General features: G+C 60.7%; 21 protein-coding genes and 1 pseudogene. 5 read left to right on the top strand and 17 right to left on the bottom strand.

Translation table 11 applies throughout. The features are described 5' to 3' along the window. Positions 1 to 95: 95 nt before the first annotated feature. From fabG to HU730_RS19255, 5 genes are all read right to left on the bottom strand, one after another. Positions 96 to 839, bottom strand: coding sequence for a 3-oxoacyl-ACP reductase FabG (fabG, locus tag HU730_RS19275; protein WP_003189275.1), 744 nt, complete (start codon positions 837 to 839; stop codon positions 96 to 98). 24 nt (positions 840 to 863) lie between these two features. Then, positions 864 to 1,802: an ACP S-malonyltransferase gene (fabD, locus tag HU730_RS19270; protein WP_054897933.1), complete on the bottom strand. Its 939-nt coding sequence runs from the start codon at positions 1,800 to 1,802 to the stop codon at positions 864 to 866. Positions 1,803 to 1,928: 126 nt separating this feature from the next. Beyond that, positions 1,929 to 2,939 (bottom strand): phosphate acyltransferase PlsX, encoded by a 1,011-nt coding sequence (gene plsX / locus HU730_RS19265; protein WP_081095862.1) that lies wholly within the window; start codon positions 2,937 to 2,939, stop codon positions 1,929 to 1,931. Positions 2,940 to 2,943: 4 nt separating this feature from the next. Then, on the bottom strand, positions 2,944 to 3,126 hold the full coding sequence (rpmF, locus tag HU730_RS19260) for a 50S ribosomal protein L32 (protein WP_003179396.1): 183 nt from the start codon (positions 3,124 to 3,126) through the stop codon (positions 2,944 to 2,946). A gap of 13 nt (positions 3,127 to 3,139) precedes the next feature. Further along, positions 3,140 to 3,670, bottom strand: coding sequence for a YceD family protein (locus tag HU730_RS19255; protein WP_003175611.1), 531 nt, complete (start codon positions 3,668 to 3,670; stop codon positions 3,140 to 3,142). Positions 3,671 to 3,775: 105 nt separating this feature from the next. Here HU730_RS19255 and HU730_RS19250 point away from each other — a divergent pair, with 105 nt between their 5' ends. Further along, a complete protein-coding gene (locus HU730_RS19250; RefSeq protein WP_186526561.1) occupies positions 3,776 to 4,354 on the top strand; it encodes a nucleoside triphosphate pyrophosphatase in 579 nt (192 codons plus the stop codon). A 131-nt stretch (positions 4,355 to 4,485) separates the two neighbouring features. Here the strand turns inward: HU730_RS19250 and HU730_RS19245 are convergent, their stop codons facing one another. The 3 genes from HU730_RS19245 to rluC are packed head-to-tail and all read right to left on the bottom strand — an operon-like array spanning position 4,486 to position 7,099. Continuing rightward, positions 4,486 to 5,469: a S49 family peptidase gene (locus HU730_RS19245; protein WP_034128442.1), complete on the bottom strand. Its 984-nt coding sequence runs from the start codon at positions 5,467 to 5,469 to the stop codon at positions 4,486 to 4,488. Between the two features lie 21 nt (positions 5,470 to 5,490). Beyond that, on the bottom strand, positions 5,491 to 6,153 hold the full coding sequence (locus tag HU730_RS19240) for an HAD-IA family hydrolase (RefSeq protein ID WP_034128443.1): 663 nt from the start codon (positions 6,151 to 6,153) through the stop codon (positions 5,491 to 5,493). After that, entirely contained in the window at positions 6,140 to 7,099 is a 960-nt protein-coding gene (gene rluC, locus HU730_RS19235) for a 23S rRNA pseudouridine(955/2504/2580) synthase RluC (RefSeq protein ID WP_034128444.1), read from the bottom strand. The genes HU730_RS19240 and rluC overlap by 14 nt, the downstream gene beginning before the upstream one ends. A 766-nt stretch (positions 7,100 to 7,865) precedes the next feature. On the opposite strand from rluC, the gene rne reads away from it, so the two are divergent. Further along, positions 7,866 to 11,009, top strand: coding sequence for a ribonuclease E (rne, locus tag HU730_RS19230; RefSeq protein ID WP_186526562.1), 3,144 nt, complete (start codon positions 7,866 to 7,868; stop codon positions 11,007 to 11,009). Between the two features lie 557 nt (positions 11,010 to 11,566). On the opposite strand, the gene HU730_RS19225 is transcribed toward rne, so the two are convergent. From HU730_RS19225 to HU730_RS19215, 3 genes are all read right to left on the bottom strand, one after another. Further along, positions 11,567 to 12,151, bottom strand: a complete 585-nt coding sequence (locus HU730_RS19225; RefSeq protein ID WP_034128446.1) for a nucleotidyltransferase family protein — start codon at positions 12,149 to 12,151, stop codon at positions 11,567 to 11,569. Further along, a complete protein-coding gene (locus HU730_RS19220; RefSeq protein WP_054897927.1) occupies positions 12,148 to 13,134 on the bottom strand; it encodes an XdhC family protein in 987 nt (328 codons plus the stop codon). Before HU730_RS19220 ends, HU730_RS19225 begins: the two co-directional genes overlap by 4 nt. A 133-nt stretch (positions 13,135 to 13,267) precedes the next feature. Beyond that, the gene (locus HU730_RS19215) at positions 13,268 to 14,599 is read right to left on the bottom strand and encodes a dicarboxylate/amino acid:cation symporter (protein ID WP_003189258.1); all 1,332 of its coding nucleotides are present in this window, start codon (positions 14,597 to 14,599) and stop codon (positions 13,268 to 13,270) included. A gap of 339 nt (positions 14,600 to 14,938) precedes the next feature. On the opposite strand from HU730_RS19215, the gene HU730_RS19210 reads away from it, so the two are divergent. Then, complete coding sequence (locus HU730_RS19210; protein WP_186526563.1) at positions 14,939 to 15,937, top strand: AraC family transcriptional regulator; 999 nt, start codon at positions 14,939 to 14,941, stop codon at positions 15,935 to 15,937. Between the two features lie 110 nt (positions 15,938 to 16,047). Here HU730_RS19210 and HU730_RS19205 read toward each other — a convergent pair whose 3' ends face one another. From HU730_RS19205 to HU730_RS19195, 3 genes are read right to left on the bottom strand one after another with little or no spacing between them, the layout of a single operon-like run. Beyond that, entirely contained in the window at positions 16,048 to 17,394 is a 1,347-nt protein-coding gene (locus tag HU730_RS19205) for an ATP-binding protein (RefSeq protein ID WP_019817208.1), read from the bottom strand. After that, positions 17,391 to 18,068 (bottom strand): response regulator, encoded by a 678-nt coding sequence (locus HU730_RS19200; RefSeq protein ID WP_003193559.1) that lies wholly within the window; start codon positions 18,066 to 18,068, stop codon positions 17,391 to 17,393. The genes HU730_RS19205 and HU730_RS19200 overlap by 4 nt, the downstream gene beginning before the upstream one ends. 18 nt (positions 18,069 to 18,086) lie before the next feature. Continuing rightward, positions 18,087 to 18,395, bottom strand: coding sequence for a hypothetical protein (locus tag HU730_RS19195; RefSeq protein WP_003193560.1), 309 nt, complete (start codon positions 18,393 to 18,395; stop codon positions 18,087 to 18,089). Between the two features lie 138 nt (positions 18,396 to 18,533). On the opposite strand from HU730_RS19195, the gene HU730_RS19190 reads away from it, so the two are divergent. Next, entirely contained in the window at positions 18,534 to 19,253 is a 720-nt protein-coding gene (locus tag HU730_RS19190; RefSeq protein ID WP_057976399.1) for a 4'-phosphopantetheinyl transferase superfamily protein, read from the top strand. 79 nt (positions 19,254 to 19,332) lie between these two features. Here HU730_RS19190 and HU730_RS19185 read toward each other — a convergent pair whose 3' ends face one another. The 3 genes and pseudogenes from HU730_RS19185 to HU730_RS26795 all read right to left on the bottom strand — a co-directional run. Beyond that, complete coding sequence (locus HU730_RS19185) at positions 19,333 to 20,943, bottom strand: ATP-binding protein (RefSeq protein ID WP_060765199.1); 1,611 nt, start codon at positions 20,941 to 20,943, stop codon at positions 19,333 to 19,335. Further along, entirely contained in the window at positions 20,940 to 21,665 is a 726-nt protein-coding gene (locus tag HU730_RS19180; protein WP_034128451.1) for a response regulator, read from the bottom strand. The genes HU730_RS19185 and HU730_RS19180 overlap by 4 nt, the downstream gene beginning before the upstream one ends. Before the next feature lie 17 nt (positions 21,666 to 21,682). Then, positions 21,683 to 21,793: pseudogene (locus HU730_RS26795) on the bottom strand (outer membrane lipoprotein carrier protein LolA); the annotation flags it as partial. A gap of 685 nt (positions 21,794 to 22,478) precedes the next feature. On the opposite strand from HU730_RS26795, the gene HU730_RS19175 reads away from it, so the two are divergent. Beyond that, positions 22,479 to 25,373 (top strand): ribonucleoside-diphosphate reductase subunit alpha, encoded by a 2,895-nt coding sequence (locus tag HU730_RS19175; RefSeq protein WP_032879843.1) that lies wholly within the window; start codon positions 22,479 to 22,481, stop codon positions 25,371 to 25,373. Positions 25,374 to 25,413 lie beyond the last annotated feature (40 nt).

Below are 25,413 nucleotides of genomic sequence, written 5' to 3'. Positions count from 1 at the left end.
TACCCGGTCGGCCACCTGCCTATAAATTAAGTTGCAGCTTTATAACGGATTTTAGACAGCTCGTATGACATTTTTTTGAAGCGATCCGTCACAATTTAACTCATGTACATCCCGCCGTTAACCGGGATTGTAGCCCCAGTCACGTATGCCGCACCGTCAGATGCCAGGAAAGTGACCACATTCGCGATCTCTTGGGCCTGGCCCAGACGGCCCAGCGGAATCTGCGTCAGCAAGGCTTCGCGCTGTGCTTCCGGCAGTTCGCGGGTCATATCGGTGTCGATGAACCCAGGGGCCACCGAGTTGACCGTAATCGACCGCGAGCCGACTTCACGCGCCAGTGCGCGGCTGAAACCTTCCAGGCCGGCCTTGGCAGAGGCGTAGTTTACTTGGCCTGCGTTGCCCATGGCACCCACTACGGAGCCAATATTGATAATTCGGCCCCAACGCGCCTTGGTCATGCCGCGCAAAACGCCCTTGGACAGGCGAAACAGACTGTTCAGGTTGGTATCGACCACGTCGTACCACTCGTCGTCTTTCATGCGCATCATCAGGTTGTCACGGGTGATCCCGGCGTTGTTCACCAGGATAGCCGGTGCACCGAACTGAGCAGTGATCTGGGCCAGTACGGCAGCCACGGACTCATCGCTGGTCACATTCAGTTCAAGACCGGTACCTTGCACGCCGTTTTCCTTCAGGGTCGCGGCAATACGCTCGGCGCCCGAGGCGGAGGTGGCGGTGCCGATCACAACGGCGCCCTGACGGCCCAGCTCCAGGGCGATCGCCTGGCCAATGCCACGGCTTGCGCCGGTAACCAGTGCAACTTTACCTTGCAGACTCATGCAGGCTTCTCCTAAGTACGGGATTCAGGCCAGTGCCGCGCGAGCGGCAGCGAAGGCTTCTGGGGTATTGAGGTTGGCGGTCGACACACCGTCGGCGCAGCGCTTGTTCAAGCCAGCCAGGACTTTGCCCGGGCCGCACTCGACCAGTTCGGTGGCACCGTTGGCGGCCAGGGTCTGGACCGATTCAACCCAGCGAACTGGCTTGTACAGTTGCTCCAGCAGGTCGCGCTTGAGGGTGTCGAGGTCGGCGGCCACTGCCGCGCTGACGTTCTGCACCAGCGGGATCTGCGGCGCCTGCCAGTTGATGGCAGCGATAGACTCGGCAAAGCGCTCGGCCGCCGGGCGCATCAGTTCGCAGTGGGACGGTACGCTCACCGGCAATGGCAGCGCTCGCTTGGCGCCACGAGCCTTGCAACCCTCGATGGCACGCTCGACGGCCGCCTTGGCACCAGCGATCACCACCTGGCCTGGGGAGTTGAAGTTCACCGCGCTGACCACTTCGCCTTGCGCCGCTTCGGCGCAGGCCTCGATCACCACCGCGTCGTCCAGGCCCAGGATAGCGGCCATGCCGCCCTGCCCGGCCGGAACGGCTTCTTGCATCAGTTGACCACGACGCTCGACCAGCTTGACCGCTTCAGCCAAGGTCAGGCTGCCCGCGGCCACCAGGGCGCTGTATTCGCCCAGGCTGTGACCCGCGACGAAGGCAGGGCGTGCGCCGCCTTCAGCCAGCCACAAGCGCCACAGGGCGATCGAAGCGGTCAGGATGGCCGGCTGGGTTCTATCTGTTTGGTTGAGCAATGCTTCCGGACCTTGCTGGGTCAGTGCCCACAGGTCATAACCCAGGGCGTCGGAAGCTTCCTTGAAGGTGTCCAGGATCAGCGGGTATTGCGCGCCCAGCTCGGCCAACATGCCGAGGGACTGCGAACCCTGCCCTGGAAAGACGAATGCGAGGGATGTAGACATGTAACAAGCCCCTAATGATCTGGTCGTCAAAAATGCTCGCGCCTACGGTGGGCGCGAACGAAACTGACTGATTGGATGGTCAATTGAACTGGCCGGTCACATTTAAGCACTCCCGGGCCAATTCGCCTAAGGCAACAGATCCTCGAGACGGCCGTGCAAGCGTTGCGGCAGGTTCTCCTGAATCTCGATCAAGGCCCGTGCAATTGCACTTTGAAAGCCCAGCACACCAGCCGAGCCATGGCTTTTTACCACAATGCCCTGCAAGCCAAGAAAGCTTGCACCGTTGTGCCGTGCTGGCGCCAGGTCAGCCTGCAAGCGTCGCATCAGGGGCAACGCCAAGGCACCCACCATACGTGACCCCAGGTTGCGCTTGAACAAAGCTTCAATACGCGTGGCAATCATGGTTGCCAGGCCTTCGCTGGACTTGAGCAGGATATTACCGACAAAGCCGTCGCACACCACCACATCAGCTTCACCACGGTACAAACCATCACCTTCAACAAAGCCGATGTAGTTCAAGCCCCGCGCGCTTTGCAGCAAGGTGGCGGCAAGCTTGACTTGCTGGTTGCCCTTGATGTCCTCGGTACCGATATTCAGCAGGGCAACCCTGGGCCGGGCCACGCCCAGCGCTTCGGCGGCCACCGAGCCCATTACGGCGAACTGCAGCAGGTGCTCGGCGCTGCAATCAACATTGGCGCCCAGGTCCAGCAGTTGGCAATAGCCCTTCTGCGTCGGGATCGCCGCCACCATTGCCGGCCGATCAATACCCGGCAGGGTTTTGAGCACGTGCCGCGACAAGGCCATCAACGCGCCGGTATTACCGGCACTGACACAGGCGTGCACCTTGCCATCACGCAATAGCTCAAGGGCCACCCGCATTGAAGAATCGGGTTTGCCACGCAGGGCAACCGCCGGCTTTTCATCCATGCTGATGGTTTCGCTGGCTGGCGTAATCGTCAGGCGCGCGCGATCCACCGCCGGATGGCTGGCAATCAGTTCTTCAAGTAGGGAGGGTTGACCGACGAGGGTCAGATGCAGCGAGGGCGTGGCAGACAGGCTGGCAATGCAGGCCTGAACAATGCTGCGGGGACCGAAGTCCCCGCCCATTGCGTCAATCGCGATGACTTGAGCAGACAAGTGATTACTCGTCAGCGCCCTTGTCGATCACTTTACGGCCACGGTATACGCCTTCTGGCGATACGTGGTGACGCAGGTGAACTTCACCAGTGGTCTTTTCCACGGACAGGGTGCTAGCCTCGAGAGCGTCGTGCGAACGGCGCATGTCACGGGCGGAGCGGGATTTTTTGTTCTGCTGAACAGCCATAATTGATTAACTCCTAAACGTTTGGGTCACGCTTTAACTGCGCCAATACACTGAACGGGTTGGACCGCGTTACCTCGTCCTCGCTCGGCTCGGCCTCGTCATCGAGACCCTCCGGCTGCTGGCATTCTTCCGGATGATGAGCAGGCACAATGGGCAAGGCGAGCAAAAGCTCCTCCTCGATCAGTGCATGCAGATCCAATGGATCTTCGCCCAGTTCCAGCACGTCATAACCTTTCGGCAACGACTGGGTATTCGCACCCTCTTTCACCACAGCATAACTGCATTCGCTGTGGATCGGCAGGGTGACCAGCTCAAGACAACGCTGGCAAACCATTTTGACTTCGGTGTCGATAACGCTGTGGATTACCACAGATTTACGTTCATCTCGTTCAAAAACGAATTTCGCCTGCACCGTACCGACAGTGTCGGAAAGCGGGTCGCAGAGTCTCTCCAAATCGGCCAGCAGCACTTCACCTTGAAGGGTGGTGCCACGATCAGCCAATTTGCGCGGGTCAACGTGAGGTGGAATCGGGTCATTCAACATAGGCGCAGCATTATAGGGATGCACCCGGCCATGTCAAAGGAAATTCAGCCCTGTGCGTCAGCCGGTCACGTCGATAGAATCGGCGACTGCCTTGAGGAGACGTATATGCTGCCTTTATTACTCGCGTCCAGCTCGGTTTATCGCCGAGAATTACTGAGCCGCCTGCACCTGCCGTTCACCTGCAGCTCGCCGGATATCGACGAAAGCCACCGCCCGGATGAATCCGCTATCGAGCTGGTCAAGCGTCTGGCCGAACAAAAGGCTCGCGCCCTCGCCGCCAGCCATCCTGGGCATTTAATCATTGGCTCGGATCAGGTCGCCGCACTGGAAGGCCGGATCATTGGCAAGCCGCACACCTTCGAAAATGCTCGCGAGCAACTGCTTGCTGCCAGCGGCAAGCGTGTGAGCTTCCTCACGGGCCTGGCACTGCTCAACAGCGAAACCGGGCACTGCCAGGTCGACTGCGTGACGTTTACCGTACACATGCGCGAACTGGATGCAGAACGTATCGAGCGCTATGTGCGGATCGAGCAGCCTTATGACTGTGCGGGCAGCTTCAAAGCAGAAGGGCTCGGTGTGAGCTTGTTCCGGAGCACCGAGGGACCGGATGCGACCAGCCTGGTTGGGCTGCCACTGATTCGACTGGTGGACATGCTGCTGACCGAAGGCGTACAGATTCCTTGAAACCTTCGTAAAGCAATGTGGGAGCTGGCTTGCCTGCGATAGCGATGTACCAGGCGACACTTATATCGACTGATCCATCGCTATCGCGGGCAAGCCCGCTCCCACAGCTGATCTACACCTAGCTTGGAATTTCAGCGCAGGGACGGCCCCTGGAAGCCCATGTACAGGGCTAGCTTCTCCGCCACGCTAGCACCGAGCTTCTTGGAGAAGCGATCAAACGGCGATTCCTCGACCGTAAAATCCACCAACTCCTTCTCACCCACTACATCCCGCGCCACCGAGCTGGCGCTGCCCAAGCCGTCAATCAAGCCCAGCGGCAATGCCTGCTCGCCCGACCAGACAAGGCCGGAGAACAGCTCCGGATGCTCTTTATCTTTCAAGCGATCCCCACGCCCCTGCTTGACGCTGGCGATGAACTGACGATGGGTAGTGTCGAGCACGCCCTGCCAGAACGCGGTTTCATCCGCCTTCTGCGGCTGGAAAGGATCGAGGAACGACTTGTGCTCACCCGAGGTATAGGTGCGACGCTCAACCCCCAGTTTCTCCATGGCACCGACAAAACCGTAACCGGCCGCCGTCACACCGATAGAACCCACCAGGCTGGCCTTGTCGGCATAGATCTGGTCTGCAGCACTGGCAATGTAATAGGCACCCGAGGCACCCAGGTCGGAGATCACGGCATAGAGCTTGGTATCCGGATGCAAGGCGCGCAGACGACGAATCTCGTCATACACATAACCCGACTGCACTGGGCTGCCACCTGGGCTGTTGATGCGCAGGATAACGCCCTTGACCTTGGCATCCTCAAAAGCCGCGCGCAGGCTGGTGACAATATTGTCGGCACTGGCGGGCTCCTTGTCGGCAATCACGCCGCGCACTTCGATCAAGGCGGTGTAGTGACTGCCACGGGTGGCGCTCTTTTCCATGTCCATCAGCGGACTGAACAGCGCCAGCATCCCAAGCAGGTACACAAAGGTCAGCAGCTTGAAAAAAATCCCCCAGCGCCGCGAACGCCGCTGTTCCTGGACGCTGGCCAGGAGGGTCTTCTCCAAAAGCTTCCAGCTTTTATCATCACTGCTCTCGGCCTTTTCAGGCGCCTTCCACTCGTCACTCATGCCATCAACCCCAGCAAAGACTTATCGGGCCCGGCTGAGCCAGACCTGCAGTTCGGAAAAATGATCAATCGTCAGCCTCGGCTCGTACTGCTGCAACGCCTCGGCAGACTGGGCGCCGTAGCTGACGGCGACACTATCCATGCCTGCATTGCGCGCCATCATCAGGTCGAAAGACGCATCACCCACCATCAATGCCTCGCGTGGCGTAACGCCACAGTGCGCAAGGATCTGCTCCAGCATCAAGGGATGAGGCTTGCTGGCGGTTTCATCCGCAGCGCGGGTGATATCAAAGTAATCTTCCCAGCCGTGAGCCTTGAGCACACGGTCCAGGCCGCGACGAGCCTTGCCGGTGGCGACCGCCAGGTGATAGCCCTCGGCACGAAACGCTTGCAGCGATTGCACCACACCTTCAAACAGCGGCGAAGGCGTAGCTTCCAGCGCAATGTAGTGGTCGGCGTAGTGCTCGCGAAACGCTACCAACTCGGCGTCGCTGATGTCGGGGTACAAGGTGCGAATGGCTTCAGGCAAACCCAGGCCGATAATGCCCTTGACCGCCAGGTCCGTGCACAACTCAAAGCCCGAGCGGGTCGACGCCATGTGCATGGACTCGACGATGCGGCCAATGGAATTGGCCAGCGTCCCGTCCCAATCGAAGATCAGCAGCTTGTAGTCAAGGTGCGACACTCAAACGCTCCACGGTCTTGGCCCACATTTCATCGACCGGCGCCTGCAATTTCAGCTCGCCGCCATCGGGTAGCGGCACGGTGAGCATGTAGGCGTGCAGGAACAGGCGCTTGCCGCCCAGGTCGCGAATTTCCTTGGAGAAATCTTCGTCGCCGTACTTGGTGTCGCCCGCAATGCAGTGGCCCGCATGCAGGGTGTGCACACGAATCTGGTGAGTGCGGCCAGTGACCGGCTTGGCCTCGACCATCGTGGCGAAGTCACCGAAGCGACGCAGCACCTTGAACAGGGTCAGGGCCTCTTTGCCCTCTTCGTCCACTTCGACCATGCGCTCGCCGGAGCGAAGGTTGCTCTTCTGCAGCGGCGCACGCACGCTCTTGATCGAGCTGGCCCAGTTGCCGCGCACCAGCGCCATGTAGCGTTTGTCCACGCCATCGCCACGCAGGGCGGTGTGCAAGTGGCGCAACATGCTGCGCTTCTTGGCGATCATCAACAGGCCGGAGGTGTCACGGTCCAGGCGATGCACCAGTTCCAGTTCCTTGGCATCCGGGCGCAACTGACGAAAGGCTTCGATCACGCCGAAGTTCAAGCCACTGCCACCATGAACCGCAATGCCACAGGGCTTGTTGATCACGATCAGCTTGTTGTCTTCGAACACGATCGACGCTTCCAGGCGCTGCAACAACCCCTGGGCCAGCGGTACCGGTTCGTCGCGTTCAGGCACGCGCACTGGCGGCACACGGACGATATCGCCCGCCTGCAGCTTGTACTCAGGCTTGATGCGCCCCTTGTTCACGCGCACTTCGCCTTTACGCAAAATGCGATAAATCAAGGTCTTGGGCACGCCTTTGAGCCTGGCCAAAAGAAAGTTGTCGATGCGTTGGCCGGCATATTCCGGCGAGACCTCAAGCAGCTGGACGCTGGGGGTCGGGGGGGTGGTAGTCGTCATGGCGGCGATGATAACAATTTTTTATGGAATTGAAGCACTTAATCATTACTGCTATAGTCGCGAACGCCGCCAAAAGCGGCCTGGACAGAGGACATGCGGCAAACTGCCGGCCCTGACCATCGCAATTCATCAGGACGCGAGGCCGTCCTACGGGGCTTTCGCCACCCAGGAAGGCTCAAGATTGTAACAAGCGCAGGTGACATGAGGCCTGAAGCGAGTGCAGAAAGCAGAGTGAATACTCGCCTTTTGCGCCGATATTTACGGCCAGTTCACAAAGTGCAGTCAGTTTTGAGCCAGACCATGGCGAATGCTTCGGAAACAACGCCTGTTAAGAGCTGAGTGAGAGCGCAACCGCCCACACCTAGTCTTGTTTAGCCATGAGCGTGGACTCCCCATTGGAGAACACGGTAAATGCCAACCCGCTGCGGATTCTGCGCGCGGCAGCACCCGAATTATCAGGGATACGTGTAGGGTGGAGATGCACAACCGTCGGACTGTGTAGCACTAGGCTTGTTTTAGACGCTTCATCTCGTCCACAGTCGCCGGTTGATTCCTCCTCCTGACCTTAGCTTTTGTTGAAGTGGTGCCTTTGTCACCACCGCTAACGAGCAGGACGCGTCCGTCGCGATACCGGCCCAATTGGCCGATTTTGCTGGACACTGGAGTGGCCAACCACTCTTGACGCACCTGACACCGACCGTGAGAAGTCGTGTGTGCCGAACGCCGTTTCCGGCAGCCCGGAAACCGACGGTACAACATGAAAAGAATGCTGATTAACGCAACTCAACCCGAAGAGTTGCGTGTTGCACTGGTAGATGGCCAACGCCTCTACGACCTGGACATCGAATCCGGTGCACGCGAGCAGAAAAAGGCCAACATCTATAAAGGCCGTATCACTCGCATCGAACCAAGCCTTGAGGCTGCCTTTGTCGATTTCGGCTCCGAGCGCCACGGCTTCCTGCCCCTCAAAGAAATCTCCCGCGAATACTTCAAGAAAGCCCCTGAAGGCCGCGTGAACATCAAGGACGTCCTGAGCGAAGGCCAGGAAGTCATCGTCCAGGTCGAAAAAGAAGAACGTGGCAACAAGGGCGCAGCCCTGACCACCTTCATCAGCCTCGCCGGTCGTTACCTGGTGCTGATGCCGAACAACCCACGTGCAGGCGGTATTTCCCGTCGCATCGAAGGCGAAGAGCGCAACGAACTGCGTGAAGCGCTGAACGGCCTGATCGCACCGGCCGACATGGGCCTGATCGTTCGCACTGCAGGCCTTGGCCGCAGCAGCGAAGAAATGCAGTGGGACCTCGACTACCTGCTCCAACTGTGGACCGCTATCAAAGAAGCGTCCCTGGATCGTTCCGCGCCGTTCCTGATCTACCAGGAAAGCAACGTAATCATCCGCGCCATCCGCGATTACCTGCGCCAGGATATCGGCGAAGTGCTGATCGACAGCGTTGAAGCCCAGGACGAAGCCCTGACCTTCATCCGCCAGGTAATGCCGCAGTACGCCAGCAAGATCAAGCTGTACGAAGACAGCGTTCCGCTGTTCAACCGTTTCCAGATCGAAAGCCAGATCGAGACCGCCTTCCAGCGCGTGGTCGAACTGCCTTCCGGCGGCTCCATCGTGATCGACCCGACCGAAGCCCTGGTGTCCATCGACATCAACTCGGCACGTGCGACCAAAGGCAGCGACATCGAAGAAACCGCCCTGCAGACCAACCTGGAAGCGGCTGAAGAAATCGCCCGCCAACTGCGTCTGCGTGACATCGGCGGCCTGATCGTGATCGACTTCATCGACATGACCCCTGCCAAGAACCAGCGCGCCGTGGAAGAGAAAGTCCGCGAATGCCTGGAAGCTGACCGCGCTCGCGTGCAAGTCGGCCGCATCTCGCGCTTCGGCCTGCTGGAAATGTCCCGTCAGCGCCTGCGTCCATCCCTGGGCGAGAGCAGCGGCATCGTCTGCCCGCGTTGCAACGGCACCGGCATCATCCGTGACGTTGAATCGCTGTCCCTGGCGATCCTGCGCCTGATCGAAGAAGAAGCCCTGAAAGACCGCACCGCCGAAGTTCGCGCACAAGTGCCGATTCCGGTTGCCGCCTTCCTGCTCAACGAAAAACGCAACTCGATCACCAAGATCGAACTGCGCACCCGTGCCCGTATCGTCATCCTGCCGAACGATCACCTCGAGACGCCGCACTTCGAAGTACAGCGCCTGCGTGACGACAGCCCGGAAGCCCATAGCGGGCAGTCCAGCTATGAAATCGCCGCGGCTGCCGCCGAAGTCGAAGAAGTCCAGCCAGCCGCTGCGACCCGCACCCTGGTTCGCCAGGAAGCCGCGGTGAAGACTGCACCGGCCCGCGCCAACGCACCGGTACCGACCGAAGCTGCCGCCCCGGTTGCCGCGCCGGCCGCCCTGCCTGAGCCGAGCCTGTTCAAGGGCCTGGTGAAGTCACTGGTCAGCCTGTTCGCCACCAAGGAAGAGCCTGCTGCCCCGGTTGTGGTTGAAAAGCCTGCTTCCGAGCGCCCAGCACGCAATGAAGAGCGTCGCAACGGTCGCCAGCAGAGCCGTAACCGCAATGGCCGCCGTGACGAAGAGCGCAAGCCTCGCGAAGAACGTGCCCCGCGTGAAGAACGGGCACCACGTGAAGAACGTGCGCCTCGCGAAGCCCGTGAAGACACCCCGACCGTAGCCCGTGAAGAACGTGCACCGCGTGAAGAGCGCGCCCCACGTACCCCACGCGCTCCACGTGAAGATCGCAAGCCGCGTGGCGAGCGTGAAGAACGCGTGCGTGAACTGCGTGAGCCTCTGGACGCGGCACCTGCCGCTGCCGCAGCCGTTAGCACTGAAGAACGCCCGGCCCGCCAGCCGCGTGAAGAACGCGCACCACGCGAAGAGCGCCAACCGCGCCCGCCACGTGAAGAGCGTCAACCACGCGCCGAGCAAGCCGCTGCTGCCACCGAAGAAGAAGTACTGACCGGCGAAGAGCAGTTGCAGGAAGACGGCCAGGACAACGCCGAAGGCGATCGTCCACGCCGCCGCTCCCGTGGCCAGCGTCGTCGCAGCAACCGTCGTGAGCGTCAGCGTGATGCAAACGGCAACGTAATCGAAGGTTCGGAAGAAACCGGCGAGAACCCAGAAGCTGCCAACAACGAGCCAACAGGCGCCGAACTGGCTGCCGGCTTGGCCGTTACCGCTGCCGTTGCCAGCTCAGTCATCAGCGCACCTGCTGAAGCCCAGGCTCACGAGCAAGCCGAACGCGCTACCGCTGCCGTCGAAGACACTGTTGCCGTAGAAGCGCCAGCCGCCGAAACCCCAGCGGTTGAAGCGCCGGTTGTTGAAGCGCCAGTCGTTGAAGCCACGACCCCTGTCGAAGCCCCAGCGGTTCCGGAAGTGGAAGTTGCCCCGGTTCGCGATGCACAGCCAGAAACCGACGTGGTTGCCGTTGAACCAGCTCCATCGGTTGAGCCTCAGCCAGTAGTCGAAGCGGCTGTAGAAGCTCCGGTGGTCGAAGAAGCTGCCCCGGCTGTGCGTGAAGTTCGCGAAGAACAGACCGCCTTCCAGTGGACCGCCGAACCGGCTGCACCGGTTGAAGCGCCAGCGCCTGCCCCAGTGGTAGAAGAAGCACCGGCACCGGTTGCTGAAGTCGTCGCCGAGCCAGCCCCAGTGGTTGAGCCGACGCCGGTTGCTGAGCCTGCGCCCGTGGTTGAAGTTGAAGCCCCAGTGGTTGCCGAAGTGGCCGCCCCTGTGGTTGAAGCTGCACCTGCAAGCGCCCTCACCGAAAATGGCCGTGCGCCGAACGACCCGCGTGAAGTGCGTCGTCGCCGCAAGGAAGCCGAAGCTGCTGCAGCCGCAGCCAAGGCGGTAGAGCACGAGGCCCAGGAAGCAGAGCACGAGCCTAAACCCCTCGTCTGATTCCATAAGCCACTAAAAAGCCCCGCCTGAGTGATCAGGCGGGGCTTTTTTATGGCTGATTATCTCGACCTGGAATGCGATCACTGCGGGAGCTGGCTTGCCTGCGATAGCGTCGATTCAGCCAGCGTGGCGGTGACTGACACACCGCTATCGCAGCAGAGGTATCTACACAACTTTGTGGGCTGTAACGGCAGACGGTAACCACGATGCGAAGCGAGTCGCTCTTGATCTGCTTTTGATCTTAGGCGCCCCGTCAAACCACGCTGGCCGGAATTCGACAGGGATTTGGGGGGTAAACCGGCAGGGATGCCGGTTTAGCCGCCGTCAGGGCGGAACCTTAAGTGGTCGTTACCGCAGTAATGGATATGTACACAATCCAACTGTGTTGACTGTCAGGCCGCTATCGCAGGCAAGCCAGCTACCACATTGGACGGTGGTGCGTCAGGTAGATAAGCGCCGGCTATCAGGCCGTTACGGGAGCAAGCTCCCTCGCCACAGGTCCAACGTCGGCTCTAAGTAGATACCTATGGCTATCGCAGGCAAGCCAGCTGCCACACTTAACCTGCAGTAAAACTCAACCGTTGCGGCACATCCACATCCCAAAGCACACCAGGATCATCTACCTGCACCTCTCGCACCTGAGTTTGTGCAAACAACGGCCTGGCCCCACGATCCCCACTCAGAGCCATCAGCGCCGACCCAAACCTGTGATGGAAAGCCACCGGGTGCCCGTACTGCCCGGCAGATACCGGCACAGTGACGCCCTCCACGCTGGCGATCACCCGTTCGATACTCGATGACCGAATAAACGGCATATCCCCCAACACCACCAGCCACCCATCCGCTGCACCGCTGGCCTTGACCGCCGCCGCAATGCTGTCGCCCATACCGCTCGAATCCAGCAGTACAACCTGACAGCCATAAGCCTCTGCCAGGCGGATAACCTCCCCGCGCTCCGGCGACGTCACCAGCCAGCGCGTTACCACACGCTCAGGCAAGTTGCGCAGCACCTGCTCGATGACCGGCCGGCTAACGCCATCCAGCCCCACACACGCGGCGAGCAATTTGTCTTGATCAGCTCCAGCTTCGGCACGAAAACGACTGCCCTGCCCCGCCGCCAGCACAATCGCCGTCACCGTCACTCGGCCACCACTGCCATCGGTTTTTTCTGCATCGGTGCCACCCCGTTTTTGATCGCAACAATTTCCGCCATCAGCGACAGCGCAATTTCCGCCGGCGTATGGCTGCCGATGTGCAGGCCGATCGGCCCGTGCAAACGCGCAATGGCCTCCGCCGACAGGCCCAGCGCGGCCAGGTTCTCCCGACGCTTTTGGGTATTGACCCGCGAACCCAGGGCGCCGATATAGAAGGCCGTGGAGTTCAGCGCCGTCAGCAACGCCATGTCATCCAGACGTGGATCGTGGGTCAGGCAGACAATAGCCGTGCGTTCATCGGTATGAATATTCAACACCGCTTCGTCGGGCATGCCCGGCACAAAGCGGCCATGCTGGTCTTCCCAGCCGTAGACGAACTCTTCGCGGGGGTCGCAGATCAGCACTTCGAAATCCAGCAGGCGTGCCATTTCCGCTACGTAGCGCGACAGCTGCCCGGCGCCGATCAACAGCAGGCGCCAGCGCGGGCCATAGATGGCGCGCAAGCGTTCGCCGTCGAAGCTCACCACGTCGGTCTTGCTGGCGGCGCTCAAGGTCACTTCGCCGGTGGCCAGGTTCAGCTCGCGAGCGACAATCTGATGATCTTCACAACGCGCCAGCAGTGTTTCGACCCAACCCCACTCTTCCACGCGCTCCTCGGTGAGCCGCAGGGTGCCGCCGCAGGGCAGGCCAAAACGCGCCGCCTCGTCGCGAGTGACGCCGTAGGTCACCAACTGCACGGGCGGGCCGTCAGCGGGTAAGCGGCCGTCCTGCAGGCGCGCGATCAAGTCATCCTCGATGCAACCGCCCGACACAGAACCAATCACCACACCATCACCGCGCAGGGCCAGCATTGCTCCTGGCGGGCGCGGCGCGCTGCCCCAGGTTTGCACCACGCTGTACAACATCACGCGCTGCCCGGCGCGGCGCCATTGCAGCACGCTGCGCAGGACGTTCAGATCCACACTGTCCATCAGGCCTCCGGTAAGTACTGTCGCGCTCACTGTAAACCAAAAATATCCGTTGCATCCCGCCAGAAACGCAAACGCCCCGAACCAGTCGGGGCGTTTACGGATAGCGTTGGCGTCAGTTCACGCCAGCAGCCACTTACTTGACGACAGGCGCCGGGCCTTCAGCCACGCCCAGGTCATCGAGCTCGCGGGTTTCGGAAATACCGGTACCGCCAGATGCCAGCTCGCTTTGCAGCTTGTCGGTGTCCAGTTCCTTGACCCACTTGGCCACAACGATGGTGGCAACTGCGTTACCCACCAGGTTGGTCAGCGCACGGGCTTCGGACATGAAACGATCGATACCCAGAATCAGCGCCAAGCCGGCAACCGGCAGGTGACCAACGGCCGACAGAGTGGCGGCCAGTACGATGAAGCCCGAACCGGTCACGCCAGCAGCGCCTTTGGACGACAGCAGCAGCACCAGCAGCAGGGTGATCTGGTGAGTGATGTCCATGTGGGTGTCGGTCGCCTGGGCGATAAACACGGCCGCCATGGTCAGGTAGATCGACGTACCGTCGAGGTTGAAGGAGTAACCGGTTGGAATCACCAGGCCGACCACGGACTTCTTCGCGCCCAGGCGTTCCATCTTGATCAGCATACGCGGCAGTGCGGATTCCGACGACGAGGTGCCCAGTACGATCAGCAGTTCTTCACGGATGTAGCGGATCAGCTTCAACACGCTGAAACCGTGAGCGCGGCAGATAGCGCCCAGCACCAGCACCACGAACAGGATGCAGGTGATGTAGAAGCAGATCATCAACTGGCCCAACTGCACCAGGGAACCGACACCGTAGGCGCCGATGGTGAACGCCATGGCACCCAGTGCACCGATTGGCGCGAGCTTCATGATCATGTTGATGATGTTGAACATCACGTGGGCGAAGCGATCGATGAAGTCCAGCACCGGCTTGCCGTAGGCACCCAGGCGGTGCAGGGCGAAACCGAAGATCACCGAGAACATCAGCACTTGCAGGATGTCGCCGTTGGCGAAGGCGCCGACGATGGTGTTCGGGATGACGTTGAGGATAAAGCCGACGATGCTCTGGTCTTTACCGGCGGTGACGTAGGCCGCCACTTTGGAAGCATCCAGGGTCGCGACGTCGATGTGCATGCCGGCGCCCGGCTGCACCACGTTGACCACGACCAGGCCAATCAGCAGGGCGATGGTGGAAACGATTTCGAAGTACAGCAGCGCGTAGCCGCCGGTCTTGCCCACCGACTTCATGCTTTGCATGCCAGCGATGCCGCTGACCACGGTACAGAAGATGATCGGGGCGATGACCATTTTGATCAGCTTGATAAAGCCGTCACCCAGTGGCTTGAGGGCCACGCCGGTCTGCGGGTAGAAGTGGCCGAGCAAAATACCGATAACGATTGCAACGATCACCTGGAAATACAGGGATTTGTAGATTGGCTGACGAGTCGTCATTGCAAAGTTCCTCAATCGTCCCGTGTGGCAAATATCCGCCATTGCCCACGGCACTTGAATTGCGAACCCTCCTGCACTGGAGGGATTTGTTGTTTGCGAAGCCTGTAGGAGCAAGCCTGCGCTGTAATCCTTATCGCAAACAGCGTGCCACTTTGCTTAAACGCGCTGAAGGCCTTTAGACATCAGGGCTTTTGGGTTCACGGGCGACTTCGGAGAGTGCAACACAGTGGCGGATTTCCGCCCACTCATCCTGTCTCGTCCTACAATTTGGCGGATATCCGCCTTGTCGCCCCACCGGGTGATAGCTACCATCCGCCACTCCATGGATGAGGCCCTTGCATGCGTGAACGTACCATCGCCAGCCATTACGCCCGAGCGGCCCTCGGCGGTGCGCGCCGAGCCGGTTTTGACTACTCGGGGGTGCTGCAGCAGGTGGGCATCACCCCGGAACTACTGACCGAACCCCGCGCCCGCATCGCTCCAGAGCAATTTACGCGCTTGCTGCAAATGCTCTGGCTGGGGTTGGATGACGAATACCTGGGGTTTGCCGAAGCGCCGAGCAAACGCGGCACTTTCGCCATGATGTGCCACGCGCTGATCCATTGCCGCACGCTGGAGAAGGCGCTGGAGCGCGGCTTATTGTTTTATAGCCTGTTCCCCCAAGGCCCACGCTGGCAACTGACCAAAGAAGGCGACATGGCGCGCCTGAGCCTGGACGACTCACAGCTATGGGACCCGGACCACTTCCTCAGTGAATGCCTGCTGGTGATCTGGCATCGCCTGGGCAGTTGGTTGATCGGCCAGCGTATCCGGCTGCAGCAGGCCACCTTCAGTTACCCGGTGCCGGCCCATGCCGGTGAATATGACCTGCTGTTCCCCTGCCCCCAGGTGTTCGGCGCGCCGACCAGCAGCCTAGTGTTTCCCAGCCGCTACCTGAGCCTGCCGCTATTGCAGGATGAACGCACCCTCAAGCACTTCTTGCAGCGCTCCCCTGCCGACTTGTTGTCCCGGCCGGATGAAGGTGACAGCCTGAGCAGCCAGTTGCGCCGCCTGCTGAGCCGCGACCGCACGCCCTGGCCAGACCTGGAAGCCGTCGCCCAGCACTTACACATCAGCCCACAGACCCTGCGTCGGCACCTGCGCGAAGAAGGCACGAGCTTTCAGGCATTGAAAGATGAGTTACGCCGGGATATCGCCATTTACCACCTGGGGCGGGCGGATTTGTCTTTGCAGGAGATCGCCGAGCAGTTGGGGTTTTCCGAACCGTCGGCGTTTCATCGGGCGTTCAAGAAGTGGACAGGACTGACGCCGGGGGCCTACAGAGCGCAGGAGAGTTAGCGGTGTATTGGCTGGGAGGGCCTCATCGCAGGCAAGCCAGCTCCCACAGTTGAATGTATTCACACATCAAAATGTGGGAGCTGGCTTGCCTGCGATGAGGCCAGTGCAGATCACAAGGCAGGAAAGTGAATCCTGAACGCCGCCCCACCCAACGCTGAATCCCCCAACGTCAACCGCGCGTGATAGCTTTCGATGATGTCCTTGACCACCGCCAGCCCGATCCCCTGCCCCGGGTGCTGGCGATCTAGCCGTTCGCCGCGCTGCAGGATCCGTGCACGCTGGTCCGGTGGTACGCCGGGGCCGTCGTCTTCGATACACAGCTCAATGCCATCGAGGTTTTCCACCAGGCTGATACGCACTTGCTTGAGACACAGGCGGTAGGCGTTTTCCAGCAGGTTGCCGAGCATTTCGAGCAACGCGCCCTTCTCGATGGGCACTTCGCAGGCCTGCGGTAAATCGAAGGTCACGGTGACCCGCTTGTCGCGGTAAACTTTTTCCAATGTATCGCACAGGCTTTGCACCACCGGTTCCAGGCGGACCTGGTGGCGCACCAGGCCACTTTTACGCAGGCTGGCACGCTGCAGTTGGTAACCGATCTGCTGGCTCATGCGTTCGATTTGCGATTGCAGCACCCACGCCTGGCTACGTTCTTCAGGCCGCTGGGCCATGTCTTCGCTCACGCCCTGCAACACCGCCAGTGGCGTTTTCAGGCTGTGAGCCAAGTCATCAAGAGAATCGCGGTAGCGCGCACGCTGTTCGCGCTCGCTGTGCAGCAAGCGGTTCAGGGAGCCGGTCAGGCGCAGCAGCTCACGGGGGTGTTCTTCGCTGAGGCTTTCGCGGGTGCCGCCTTCGATCTGGTCGAGCTCATGGCTCAGGCGCCGCAGGGCTTGCAGGCCCCAAGTCAGGCCGAGCCACAACAGCGTCAACAGCACCAGCAACGCCGCGCCGAACCCTAGGTAGAGGTTCTCACGCAGGCCTTCGAGGGTCAGTTGGTATTCGCGCACCGGCTGCAAGGCGACAATGCTGAACGCCGCGCTCTTGCCTCCCAGTAGGCGCACCTCGACGTCATACACGAAGAATTCCTGGCCATTGGCCTCGCGAATCCGCGCAAATTCGTTGCCGCGCCCGTCATAGCGCGGTTTGTAGTTGATGTTTTCTTCCTGGGTCGCCCGCGAGCGCCATACCAGATGGCCTTCACGGTCGTAGATATAACCCAGCAGCCGACTGTCGGTGAGGTTGAAACGCTCATCGGGCAGCTGCGCCGGCATCAGCAGGCGGTTATTGTCGACCCGCGCCGCAGATATCAGGGTGGTCACATCCGACGCCAGGCGCTGTTCGATGGAATCCTGCAGCGCCAGGCTGAACGCGCCTTGCATGGCCGGCAACAGGCCGAGCATAAACAGCACGGCCAGGGTAGCGGCCGCCAGCATCAGGCGCACACGTAGCGAACGAATCAACGGCAGCGCTCATTGAACAGGTAGCCCAGGCCACGCACGGTGTCGATCGGCTTGAACCCGGCCGGGCCTTCCAGCTTGCGGCGCAGGCGGCCGACCAGCACTTCGATCACGTTTGGATCGCGCTCGTCGTCATCCGGGTACAGTTGCTCCATCAAACGGTCTTTGGCGACCACTTGTTGATGATGACGCATCAAGTATTCGAGGATCCGATACTCGTAGGCGGTCAGCGCCAAGGGTTGCTCGTCCAGGGAGGCTTGCTTGCGGTTGAGGTCCAGCAGCAGCGGCCCGGCAACGATAGTCGACTGGGTAAAACCGCTGGAGCGGCGCAGCAAGGCGTTCATGCGTGCCTCCAGCTCTTCGAACTGGAACGGCTTGACCACGTAGTCGTCGGCCCCGGCCGCCAAGCCTTCAACCTTGTCCTGCCAGTTGCCGCGGGCGGTGAGGATCAGGATCGGGAAAGTCTTGGTCTGGGTGCGCAACTGGCGAATCAGGTCCAGGCCGCCCATGCCGGGCAGGCCAAGGTCGATGATCGCCAGGTCATGGTTGAACTGGCCGGTCTGGTACAGGGCTTCTTCGGCATTGGCCACGGCTTCGACCACATGCCCGCTGTCGGTCAGGCGGGTAAACAGGTGATGACGCAGCAGCGCCTCATCTTCCACCACCAGCAATTTCATAAGGTTCTCCACTGCAATTCAACTAGCCGACAGGGGGATATCATAGCGGCCCTGCAGCTCTTGGGGGCGCAGTTTTATGCCATTGTAGTGGCCAGTCAGGTGCGCGTAGCCGCTGCGATAGTCGGGTTGCGCAGGGGTAGCGCCCAGGGCCTGGCCCCACGGCGCGGCCTGGGTGCCGGCGTCTTCGAAGCTGACACGATGGATCAGGTTGCTGGATTTCTTGGTTTTCTCGCTGCCAAAGGCCGCAAAGGCGCCATCGGACGCCTGCACGCCGGCAGTGGCGCCGAGCATGGTCAAGGCCAACATCAGCTTTTTGATCGCAGTCATGGTGGTTACCTCATACGCATTTAGGCTGTGGGGCCCAGACTACGCAGGCGCCCCTGAACTCCCCCTGAACGGGCTCTGAACCGCAGCTGAACCGCATCGGGCTATCCACTGGCGCACCAACTCGGCAAAATACCGCGCATGACGCCCCTACCCGCTTGCTGCACCCCACTCGATGATCATTGGCCGTTGCCGGTTTCTTTGCCGGGCACGGTGTTTTTGAGCACGCGATTCGACCCGGCTTTATTGAGCCACGGCGATTTTCAGCGCTGCGATGTGCCGCCGCCCGCGAGCATCCAACGCTCGGTCGCCAAGCGCCAGGCGGAATTTCTCGCCGGCCGCCTGTGCGCGCGCGAAGCGCTGCAACGACTCGATCATCTGCACTGCATCCCGGCCATCGGCGAAGACCGTGCCCCGGTCTGGCCAGGGCATATCAGTGGTTCCATCACCCACAGCACCGGGCACGCTGCGGCGATTGTCGGGCACAAGGCGCAATGGCGCGGGCTGGGCATGGACCTGGAGCATCTGCTGACGGTGGAACGGGCCGAACGCCTGGCCGGGGAAATTTTGACGGCCGATGAGCTCCAGCGCATGGCCGCCCTGCCCCGTGAGCAACACGCCTTGCTGGTGACGCTGACGTTTTCGGTCAAGGAAAGCCTGTTCAAGGCGCTCTATCCGATCGTGCACAAGCGCTTTTATTTCGAGCATGCCGAGGTGTTGGAGTGGTCAGCGGCTGGGAAGGTGCGCCTGCGGTTGCTGACCGATCTTTCGCAAGAATGGAAGCATGGCAAAGAGCTGGAAGGGCAGTTTGTGGTGCAAGGGGAGCAGTTGTTGAGCCTGGTGGCTATCAGCGCCTGGTAGACCACCATCGCGGGCAAGCCCGGCTCCCACATTGGGAACGCCTTCACCTGTGGGAGCTGGCTTGCCTGCGATAGCGGTTTCAGGGTTTATGCTGATCCCTGGGCCAGCTCAGGCTGAAACACGCCCCACCCAGGTTATTGCTCTTGCTGATCAGCGCCCGCCCGCCGTGCCAATAGATAATCCGCCGCACGATCGACAAGCCCAGGCCATGCCCGCCAGAAGCGCGGGTACGGCTGTCATCCAAGCGTAGGAACGGCGTGAAGATGCGCTCCCAGGCGCTTTCCGGCACACCGGGGCCGTCGTCTTCCACATCGATGCGACAGCGTACCTGCCCCACCTGATAACTGATCAACACCTGGCCTCTGGCGTGGCGCATGGCATTGCTCACCAGGTTTTGCAGGGCGCGGTGCAGGTAGCGCGGTTCAGCGTCGACCCAGGCGTCATCCCAATGCGCCGATGACAGGCAAATACCCCGGGTGACAGTGACCTGCGGGCGCAATGGCGATAATTCGCCAATCACCTGGTCGAGCAATGCATCAAGGTCTACGCGCTGGAAATTCAGCTCCGGCGCGCCCTGTTCCAAGCGCGCATAAGTGAGCATCTCGTCCACCAGGCCATCGAGGTCCTGGATATCGCCATCCATGCCTTCCAGGTATTTGCGCCGCGCCTCGGGCGTGGCGGCGTCACCGATCATCTCCAGGCCAAAACGCAGGCGCGCGACCGGTGTGCGCAGCTCGTGGGAGACCGCCCGCACCAGCTCACGCTGAATCGCCAGCAATTGCTGCAGGTGCTCGGCCATGCCATTGAAAGCTGCCGCCAGCCGCCCGACCGAGTCTGCACCGCGAGCGGGTACGCGCACTTCCAGGTTGCCCTTGGCGATACGCGTAGCCGCTGCCTCAAGGCCTTTGAGCCGACGCTCAAGTTGACGCACCAGCAGATAGACGATCAAGCCGATCAGAGTCAGGCCGATCAAGGTGATCAGGATCAGCCATTGCGCCGGGTACGGGTTCATCTGGTACAGCGGGCCGATCTCCAGTACCCACGGGGTGCCGACCATGCCGGCAAACACGCGAATCGAATCGCCGCCCTTGCCCAGCGCCATCACCGTATCGCCCTCCGCCACGCGACGACGCTGGTCGTCGTCCATGTCGGCCTGGTCAAGGGCCATCAGGTGCATTTCAAAACCAAAACCCTTGGCGTGTTTGATGTCGGCCAGGCGCTGGGGCTGTTCGGCCACCGGGAAACGCACCAGTTCGTCGGCCAGCAGGTAAATAGTCGCACGGGCCAATTGCTCGCTGATCTGCTGCACTTCGCCCGTGAGCACCAATTGCTCTTGCTCGCTGACTAACCGCAGCACTCGCGCCGCATGAGGCCCGGTCTGCTCAACCAGGACCTGGCCGCGTTGCAGGCGGTTGCGCTGGCCCAGGTCCAATTGCGCATCGGTGAACGTGCGCAGCTCTAGCGGGATGCCCAGCAAGCGCTCCCACACCGCCAAGGCGCGCTGCCGTTCAATGGTGCTCATGGGTTGCAGGTTATCGCCCATCAACGCAAAGGTGCCGTGGGCCAGGCGCTCACGGTACTGGCCGCTGCGCACGTCATTAAGCAGGTGCAGTGCCAGAGCGCCGAGCAACGCCACCAGGATCAGCGCCGCGCACATGCCGCCGTAGATGCGCAGGAAGATCGAGTTCACAGCGGCATATCGGCAGCGGCTTCGGGGACGAACAGGTAGCCTTTGCTGCGGATGGTCTTGATAAGGCGTGGGTGGAGCGGATCGTCGCCGATCTTTGGCCGAATGCGCGAGATACGCACGTCAATGGAGCGATCCTGGCCGTCATAGCCGATACCACGCAGCGCTATGAAGATTTCTTCGCGGGACAGGATGCGCCCGGCGTTCGCAACCAGCAGCCACAGCAAGTCGAATTCAGCGCTGGTCAGTTCGATGCTGCTCTCATGCAACCAGGCTTCGCGCAAGGCATTGTCCACCACCAGTGGGCCAAACTGGAGGCGGCGTTGATGTTCCATTGCGGGCGGCAACACCGGCTCGCTGCGGCGTAGCAGCGCCTGGATACGCGCCAGCAGCAACCGCGGGCGCACGGGTTTGCACACGTAGTCGTCGGCGCCCATGTCGAGGCCCAGCACCTGGTCCATGTCGTCGGTGCGCGCGGTAAGCATCAGGATCACGCCGTCATAGCGCTCGCGCACTTTACGGCAGATGCTCAGGCCGTCTTCGCCGGGCAGCATCAGGTCGAGGATCACCAGGTCCGGCTGCTCGGCGATGATGCGCGCCGCGGCCTTGGCACCATCGCCTTCCACGGACACACGCAGGCCATTGCTTTCCAGGTACTCACGGGTCAACTCGGCGAGTCGCTCGTCGTCCTCGACGATCAGTATCTGCCAGGCTTCTTGCTCCATGCGCTACCTCGGTTCTCTATTGTAGGAGCGAGCTTGCTCGCGAAGAACGCAAGAGCACCGCGGTTATCCAGGTTTGCTGCATTATCGTTGACGATTTTCGCGAGCAAGCTCGCTCCTACAGTTGTCATGTGGAGCAAGCATGCTATTGCCCTGATCAAGGCCGATTGTAGCCATGCACCGGCCCTTGAACACAAGCCGGGAAATCCATTCGGTCATGGCGATTTTTTGTGGTAGGGTTCGCGCCCTCAAAATTCCCGCCGGCAGTTTCTATCTGGGAATATTCGGTGACAAACGGTGTAATCCAGCAGTAATGCGGCCTACACGGGTGTTCCATGATTCATACACATTTTACCCACAGCGTTATCCACAGGTAGTGCGTTGCTAAGCCCCCAAAAACGCATTATCTTGTACCTCGGCGCTAAAAAAACCCTACATGTAGGGTTTTCAGCGAAAAGACCAAACACAGATCAGACAAGAAACTCAAGCGCTTTCTTGCTCGCGTTTGGTTGAACCAAAGCATTTTTTGAAAGCCCAAACCGCGCACGCGGATGGCGGCCGTTTTCCAACCCGATTGGCAGAAAACGGTACGGGTGTTGCAGGGCTTGAATGGGGCCACTGTCACCCACCAGGAATACGGCGAAGGGCTCCCCGGCCCCGAACCAAAGACTTCGGCATGGAAGCGGCGCGATGAGCTCCCTTCCTCCTGTCCCGAAGTTGTTATGCCAGGCCCAGGCCTGCTGTAAGTGCTTCAGGACGGAACGGTGGGCACCGTGATGGTGCCCAAATAAATATAGAATGTGGAGACACCCCCTCATGCAAACCGACACAACTCGCGAGAACCCGCAGGGCTCCGTGCCGCAGGCCGCTGATTCGAACCTGGATCTGTCCGCCACTGCACCTGGCCAACTGCGCGTGATCAAGCGTAACGGCACTGTCGTTCCTTATACCGATGACAAAATCACCGTCGCCATCACCAAAGCGTTTCTTGCAGTTGAAGGCGGCACCGCTGCCGCTTCGTCGCGCATCCACGACACCGTTGCACGCCTGACCGAACAGGTCACCGCGACCTTCAAGCGTCGCATGCCATCGGGCGGCACTATCCACATCGAAGAAATCCAGGACCAGGTAGAACTGGCCCTGATGCGTGCCGGCGAGCAAAAAGTGGCCCGCGACTACGTGATCTACCGTGATTCGCGCGCCAAGGAGCGTGCCGTACGTTCCCCGGCCGAAGAAGCCGCCGTACAAGCGCACCCGTCGATCCGCATCACCCTGGCCGACGGCAGCTTTGCCCCGCTGGACCTGGGCCGCCTGAACACCATCATCACCGAGGCCTGCGAAGGCCTGGAAGAAGTCGACGGTGACCTGATCCAGCGCGAAACCCTGAAGAACCTGTACGACGGCGTAGCCCTGACCGACGTCAACACCGCCCTGGTAATGACCGCCCGTACCCTGGTCGAGCGTGAGCCGAACTACTCGTTCGTGACCGCCCGCCTGCTGATGGACACCCTGCGCGCCGAAGGCCTGGGCTTCCTGAAAGTCGCCGACAGCGCCACTCACCACGAGATGGCCGACCTGTACGCCAAGGCCCTGCCGGCCTACATCGCCAAAGGTATCGAATTCGAATTGCTGAACCCGATCCTGGCCACTTTCGACCTGGAAAAACTCGGCAAGGCGATCAACCACGAGCGTGACCAGCAGTTCACCTACCTGGGCCTGCAAACCCTGTACGACCGTTACTTCATCCACAAGGACGGCATCCGCTTCGAACTGCCGCAAGTGTTCTTCATGCGCGTGGCCATGGGCCTGGCGATCGAAGAGAAGAACAAAGAAGACCGTGCCATCGAGTTCTACAACCTGCTGTCGTCCTTCGACTACATGTCGTCGACCCCGACCCTGTTCAACGCCGGCACCCTGCGTCCACAGCTGTCGAGCTGCTACCTGACCACCGTGCCGGATGACCTGTCGGGCATCTACCACGCGATCCACGACAACGCCATGCTGTCCAAATTCGCCGGCGGCCTGGGCAACGACTGGACACCGGTGCGTGCACTGGGTTCGTACATCAAGGGCACCAACGGCAAGTCCCAGGGCGTCGTACCGTTCCTGAAAGTGGTAAACGACACCGCCGTTGCCGTGAACCAGGGTGGCAAGCGCAAAGGCGCTGTATGTGCCTACCTGGAAACCTGGCACATGGACATTGAAGAGTTCATCGAGCTGCGCAAGAACACCGGTGATGACCGTCGTCGTACCCACGACATGAACACCGCCAACTGGATCCCTGACCTGTTCATGAAGCGCGTCTTCGATGACGGCAAGTGGACCCTGTTCTCGCCATCCGAAGTGCCGGACCTGCACGACCTGACCGGCAAGGCCTTCGAAGAGCGCTACGAGTACTACGAAGCCCTCACCGAGTACCCAGGCAAGGTCAAGCTGTTCAAGACCATCCAGGCCAAAGACCTGTGGCGCAAAATGCTGTCCATGCTGTTCGAAACCGGCCACCCATGGTTGACCTTCAAGGACCCATGCAACCTGCGCAGCCCGCAGCAGCATGTGGGCGTGGTGCACAGCTCGAACCTGTGCACCGAGATCACCTTGAACACCAACAAGGACGAGATCGCCGTTTGCAACCTGGGCTCGATCAACCTGCCGAACCACATCGTCAACGGCAAGCTGGACACCGCCAAGCTGGAACGCACCGTCAACACCGCCGTACGCATGCTCGATAACGTCATCGACATCAACTACTACTCGGTGCCACAGGCGCAGAATTCCAACTTCAAGCACCGTCCGGTTGGCCTGGGGATCATGGGCTTCCAGGACGCGCTGTACCTGCAGCACATCCCTTACGGTTCCGATGCAGCGGTCGAGTTCGCCGACAAGTCCATGGAAGCGGTCAGCTACTACGCGATCCAGGCTTCCTGCGACCTGGCCGACGAGCGCGGCGCCTACGAGACGTTCCAGGGTTCGCTGTGGTCCAAGGGCATCCTGCCGCTGGATTCGCAACAGATCCTGATCGAAGCCCGTGGCCAGAAGTACATCGACGTCGACCTGAACGAAACCCTGGACTGGGCCCCGGTACGTGCCCGTGTGCAGAAAGGTATTCGTAACTCCAACATCATGGCCATCGCACCGACCGCCACCATCGCCAACATCACTGGCGTGTCGCAGTCGATCGAACCGACCTACCAGAACCTGTATGTGAAATCGAACCTGTCGGGCGAATTCACCGTGATCAACCCGTACCTGGTTCGCGATCTGAAGGCCCGTGGCCTGTGGGACTCGGTCATGATCAACGACCTGAAGTACTACGACGGTTCCGTGCAGCAGATCGAGCGCATCCCGCAAGAACTCAAAGAGCTCTACGCGACCGCCTTCGAAGTGGACACCAAGTGGATCGTTGACGCCGCCAGCCGTCGTCAGAAGTGGATCGACCAGGCCCAGTCCCTGAACCTGTACATCGCCGGCGCTTCGGGCAAGAAGCTGGACGTGACCTACCGCATGGCGTGGTACCGTGGCCTGAAAACCACTTACTACCTCCGTGCCCTGGCCGCCACCAGCACCGAGAAGTCGACCATCAACACCGGCAAGCTGAACGCAGTGTCCAGCGGCAACCACGGTGATGACTCGGTACTCGCAGCGCCAGCCGGCCCGGCACCTGTGCCAAAGGCCTGCGCGATTGACGAGCCGGATTGCGAAGCTTGCCAATAAGCTGAACCTGCCCTGGGTTTAACCACCCGAGGCAGAAAAG

The organism is Pseudomonas sp. SWRI22 (genome assembly GCF_014268395.2).
Lineage (GTDB): Bacteria > Pseudomonadota > Gammaproteobacteria > Pseudomonadales > Pseudomonadaceae > Aquipseudomonas > Aquipseudomonas paracarnis.
This window is presented reverse-complemented; position numbering and strand designations above follow the sequence as displayed.

What these genes read in the sequence shown, in the direction of transcription:
- HU730_RS19215 (WP_003189258.1), bottom strand. Translation starts at nt 14,599, where the DNA reads ATGACGACTCGTCAGCCAATCTACAAATCCCTGTATTTCCAGGTGATC.
- HU730_RS19220 (WP_054897927.1), bottom strand. Translation starts at nt 13,134, where the DNA reads ATGGACAGTGTGGATCTGAACGTCCTGCGCAGCGTGCTGCAATGGCGC.
- rne (WP_186526562.1), top strand. Translation starts at nt 7,866, where the DNA reads ATGCTGATTAACGCAACTCAACCCGAAGAGTTGCGTGTTGCACTGGTA.
- rluC (WP_034128444.1), bottom strand. Translation starts at nt 7,099, where the DNA reads ATGACGACTACCACCCCCCCGACCCCCAGCGTCCAGCTGCTTGAGGTC.
- HU730_RS19200 (WP_003193559.1), bottom strand. Translation starts at nt 18,068, where the DNA reads ATGAAATTGCTGGTGGTGGAAGATGAGGCGCTGCTGCGTCATCACCTG.
- HU730_RS19250 (WP_186526561.1), top strand. Translation starts at nt 3,776, where the DNA reads ATGCTGCCTTTATTACTCGCGTCCAGCTCGGTTTATCGCCGAGAATTA.
- fabD (WP_054897933.1), bottom strand. Translation starts at nt 1,802, where the DNA reads ATGTCTACATCCCTCGCATTCGTCTTTCCAGGGCAGGGTTCGCAGTCC.
- fabG (WP_003189275.1), bottom strand. Translation starts at nt 839, where the DNA reads ATGAGTCTGCAAGGTAAAGTTGCACTGGTTACCGGCGCAAGCCGTGGC.
- HU730_RS19245 (WP_034128442.1), bottom strand. Translation starts at nt 5,469, where the DNA reads ATGAGTGACGAGTGGAAGGCGCCTGAAAAGGCCGAGAGCAGTGATGAT.
- HU730_RS19175 (WP_032879843.1), top strand. Translation starts at nt 22,479, where the DNA reads ATGCAAACCGACACAACTCGCGAGAACCCGCAGGGCTCCGTGCCGCAG.
- rpmF (WP_003179396.1), bottom strand. Translation starts at nt 3,126, where the DNA reads ATGGCTGTTCAGCAGAACAAAAAATCCCGCTCCGCCCGTGACATGCGC.
- HU730_RS19210 (WP_186526563.1), top strand. Translation starts at nt 14,939, where the DNA reads ATGCGTGAACGTACCATCGCCAGCCATTACGCCCGAGCGGCCCTCGGC.
- HU730_RS19255 (WP_003175611.1), bottom strand. Translation starts at nt 3,670, where the DNA reads ATGTTGAATGACCCGATTCCACCTCACGTTGACCCGCGCAAATTGGCT.
- HU730_RS19190 (WP_057976399.1), top strand. Translation starts at nt 18,534, where the DNA reads ATGACGCCCCTACCCGCTTGCTGCACCCCACTCGATGATCATTGGCCG.
- HU730_RS19195 (WP_003193560.1), bottom strand. Translation starts at nt 18,395, where the DNA reads ATGACTGCGATCAAAAAGCTGATGTTGGCCTTGACCATGCTCGGCGCC.
- HU730_RS19180 (WP_034128451.1), bottom strand. Translation starts at nt 21,665, where the DNA reads ATGGAGCAAGAAGCCTGGCAGATACTGATCGTCGAGGACGACGAGCGA.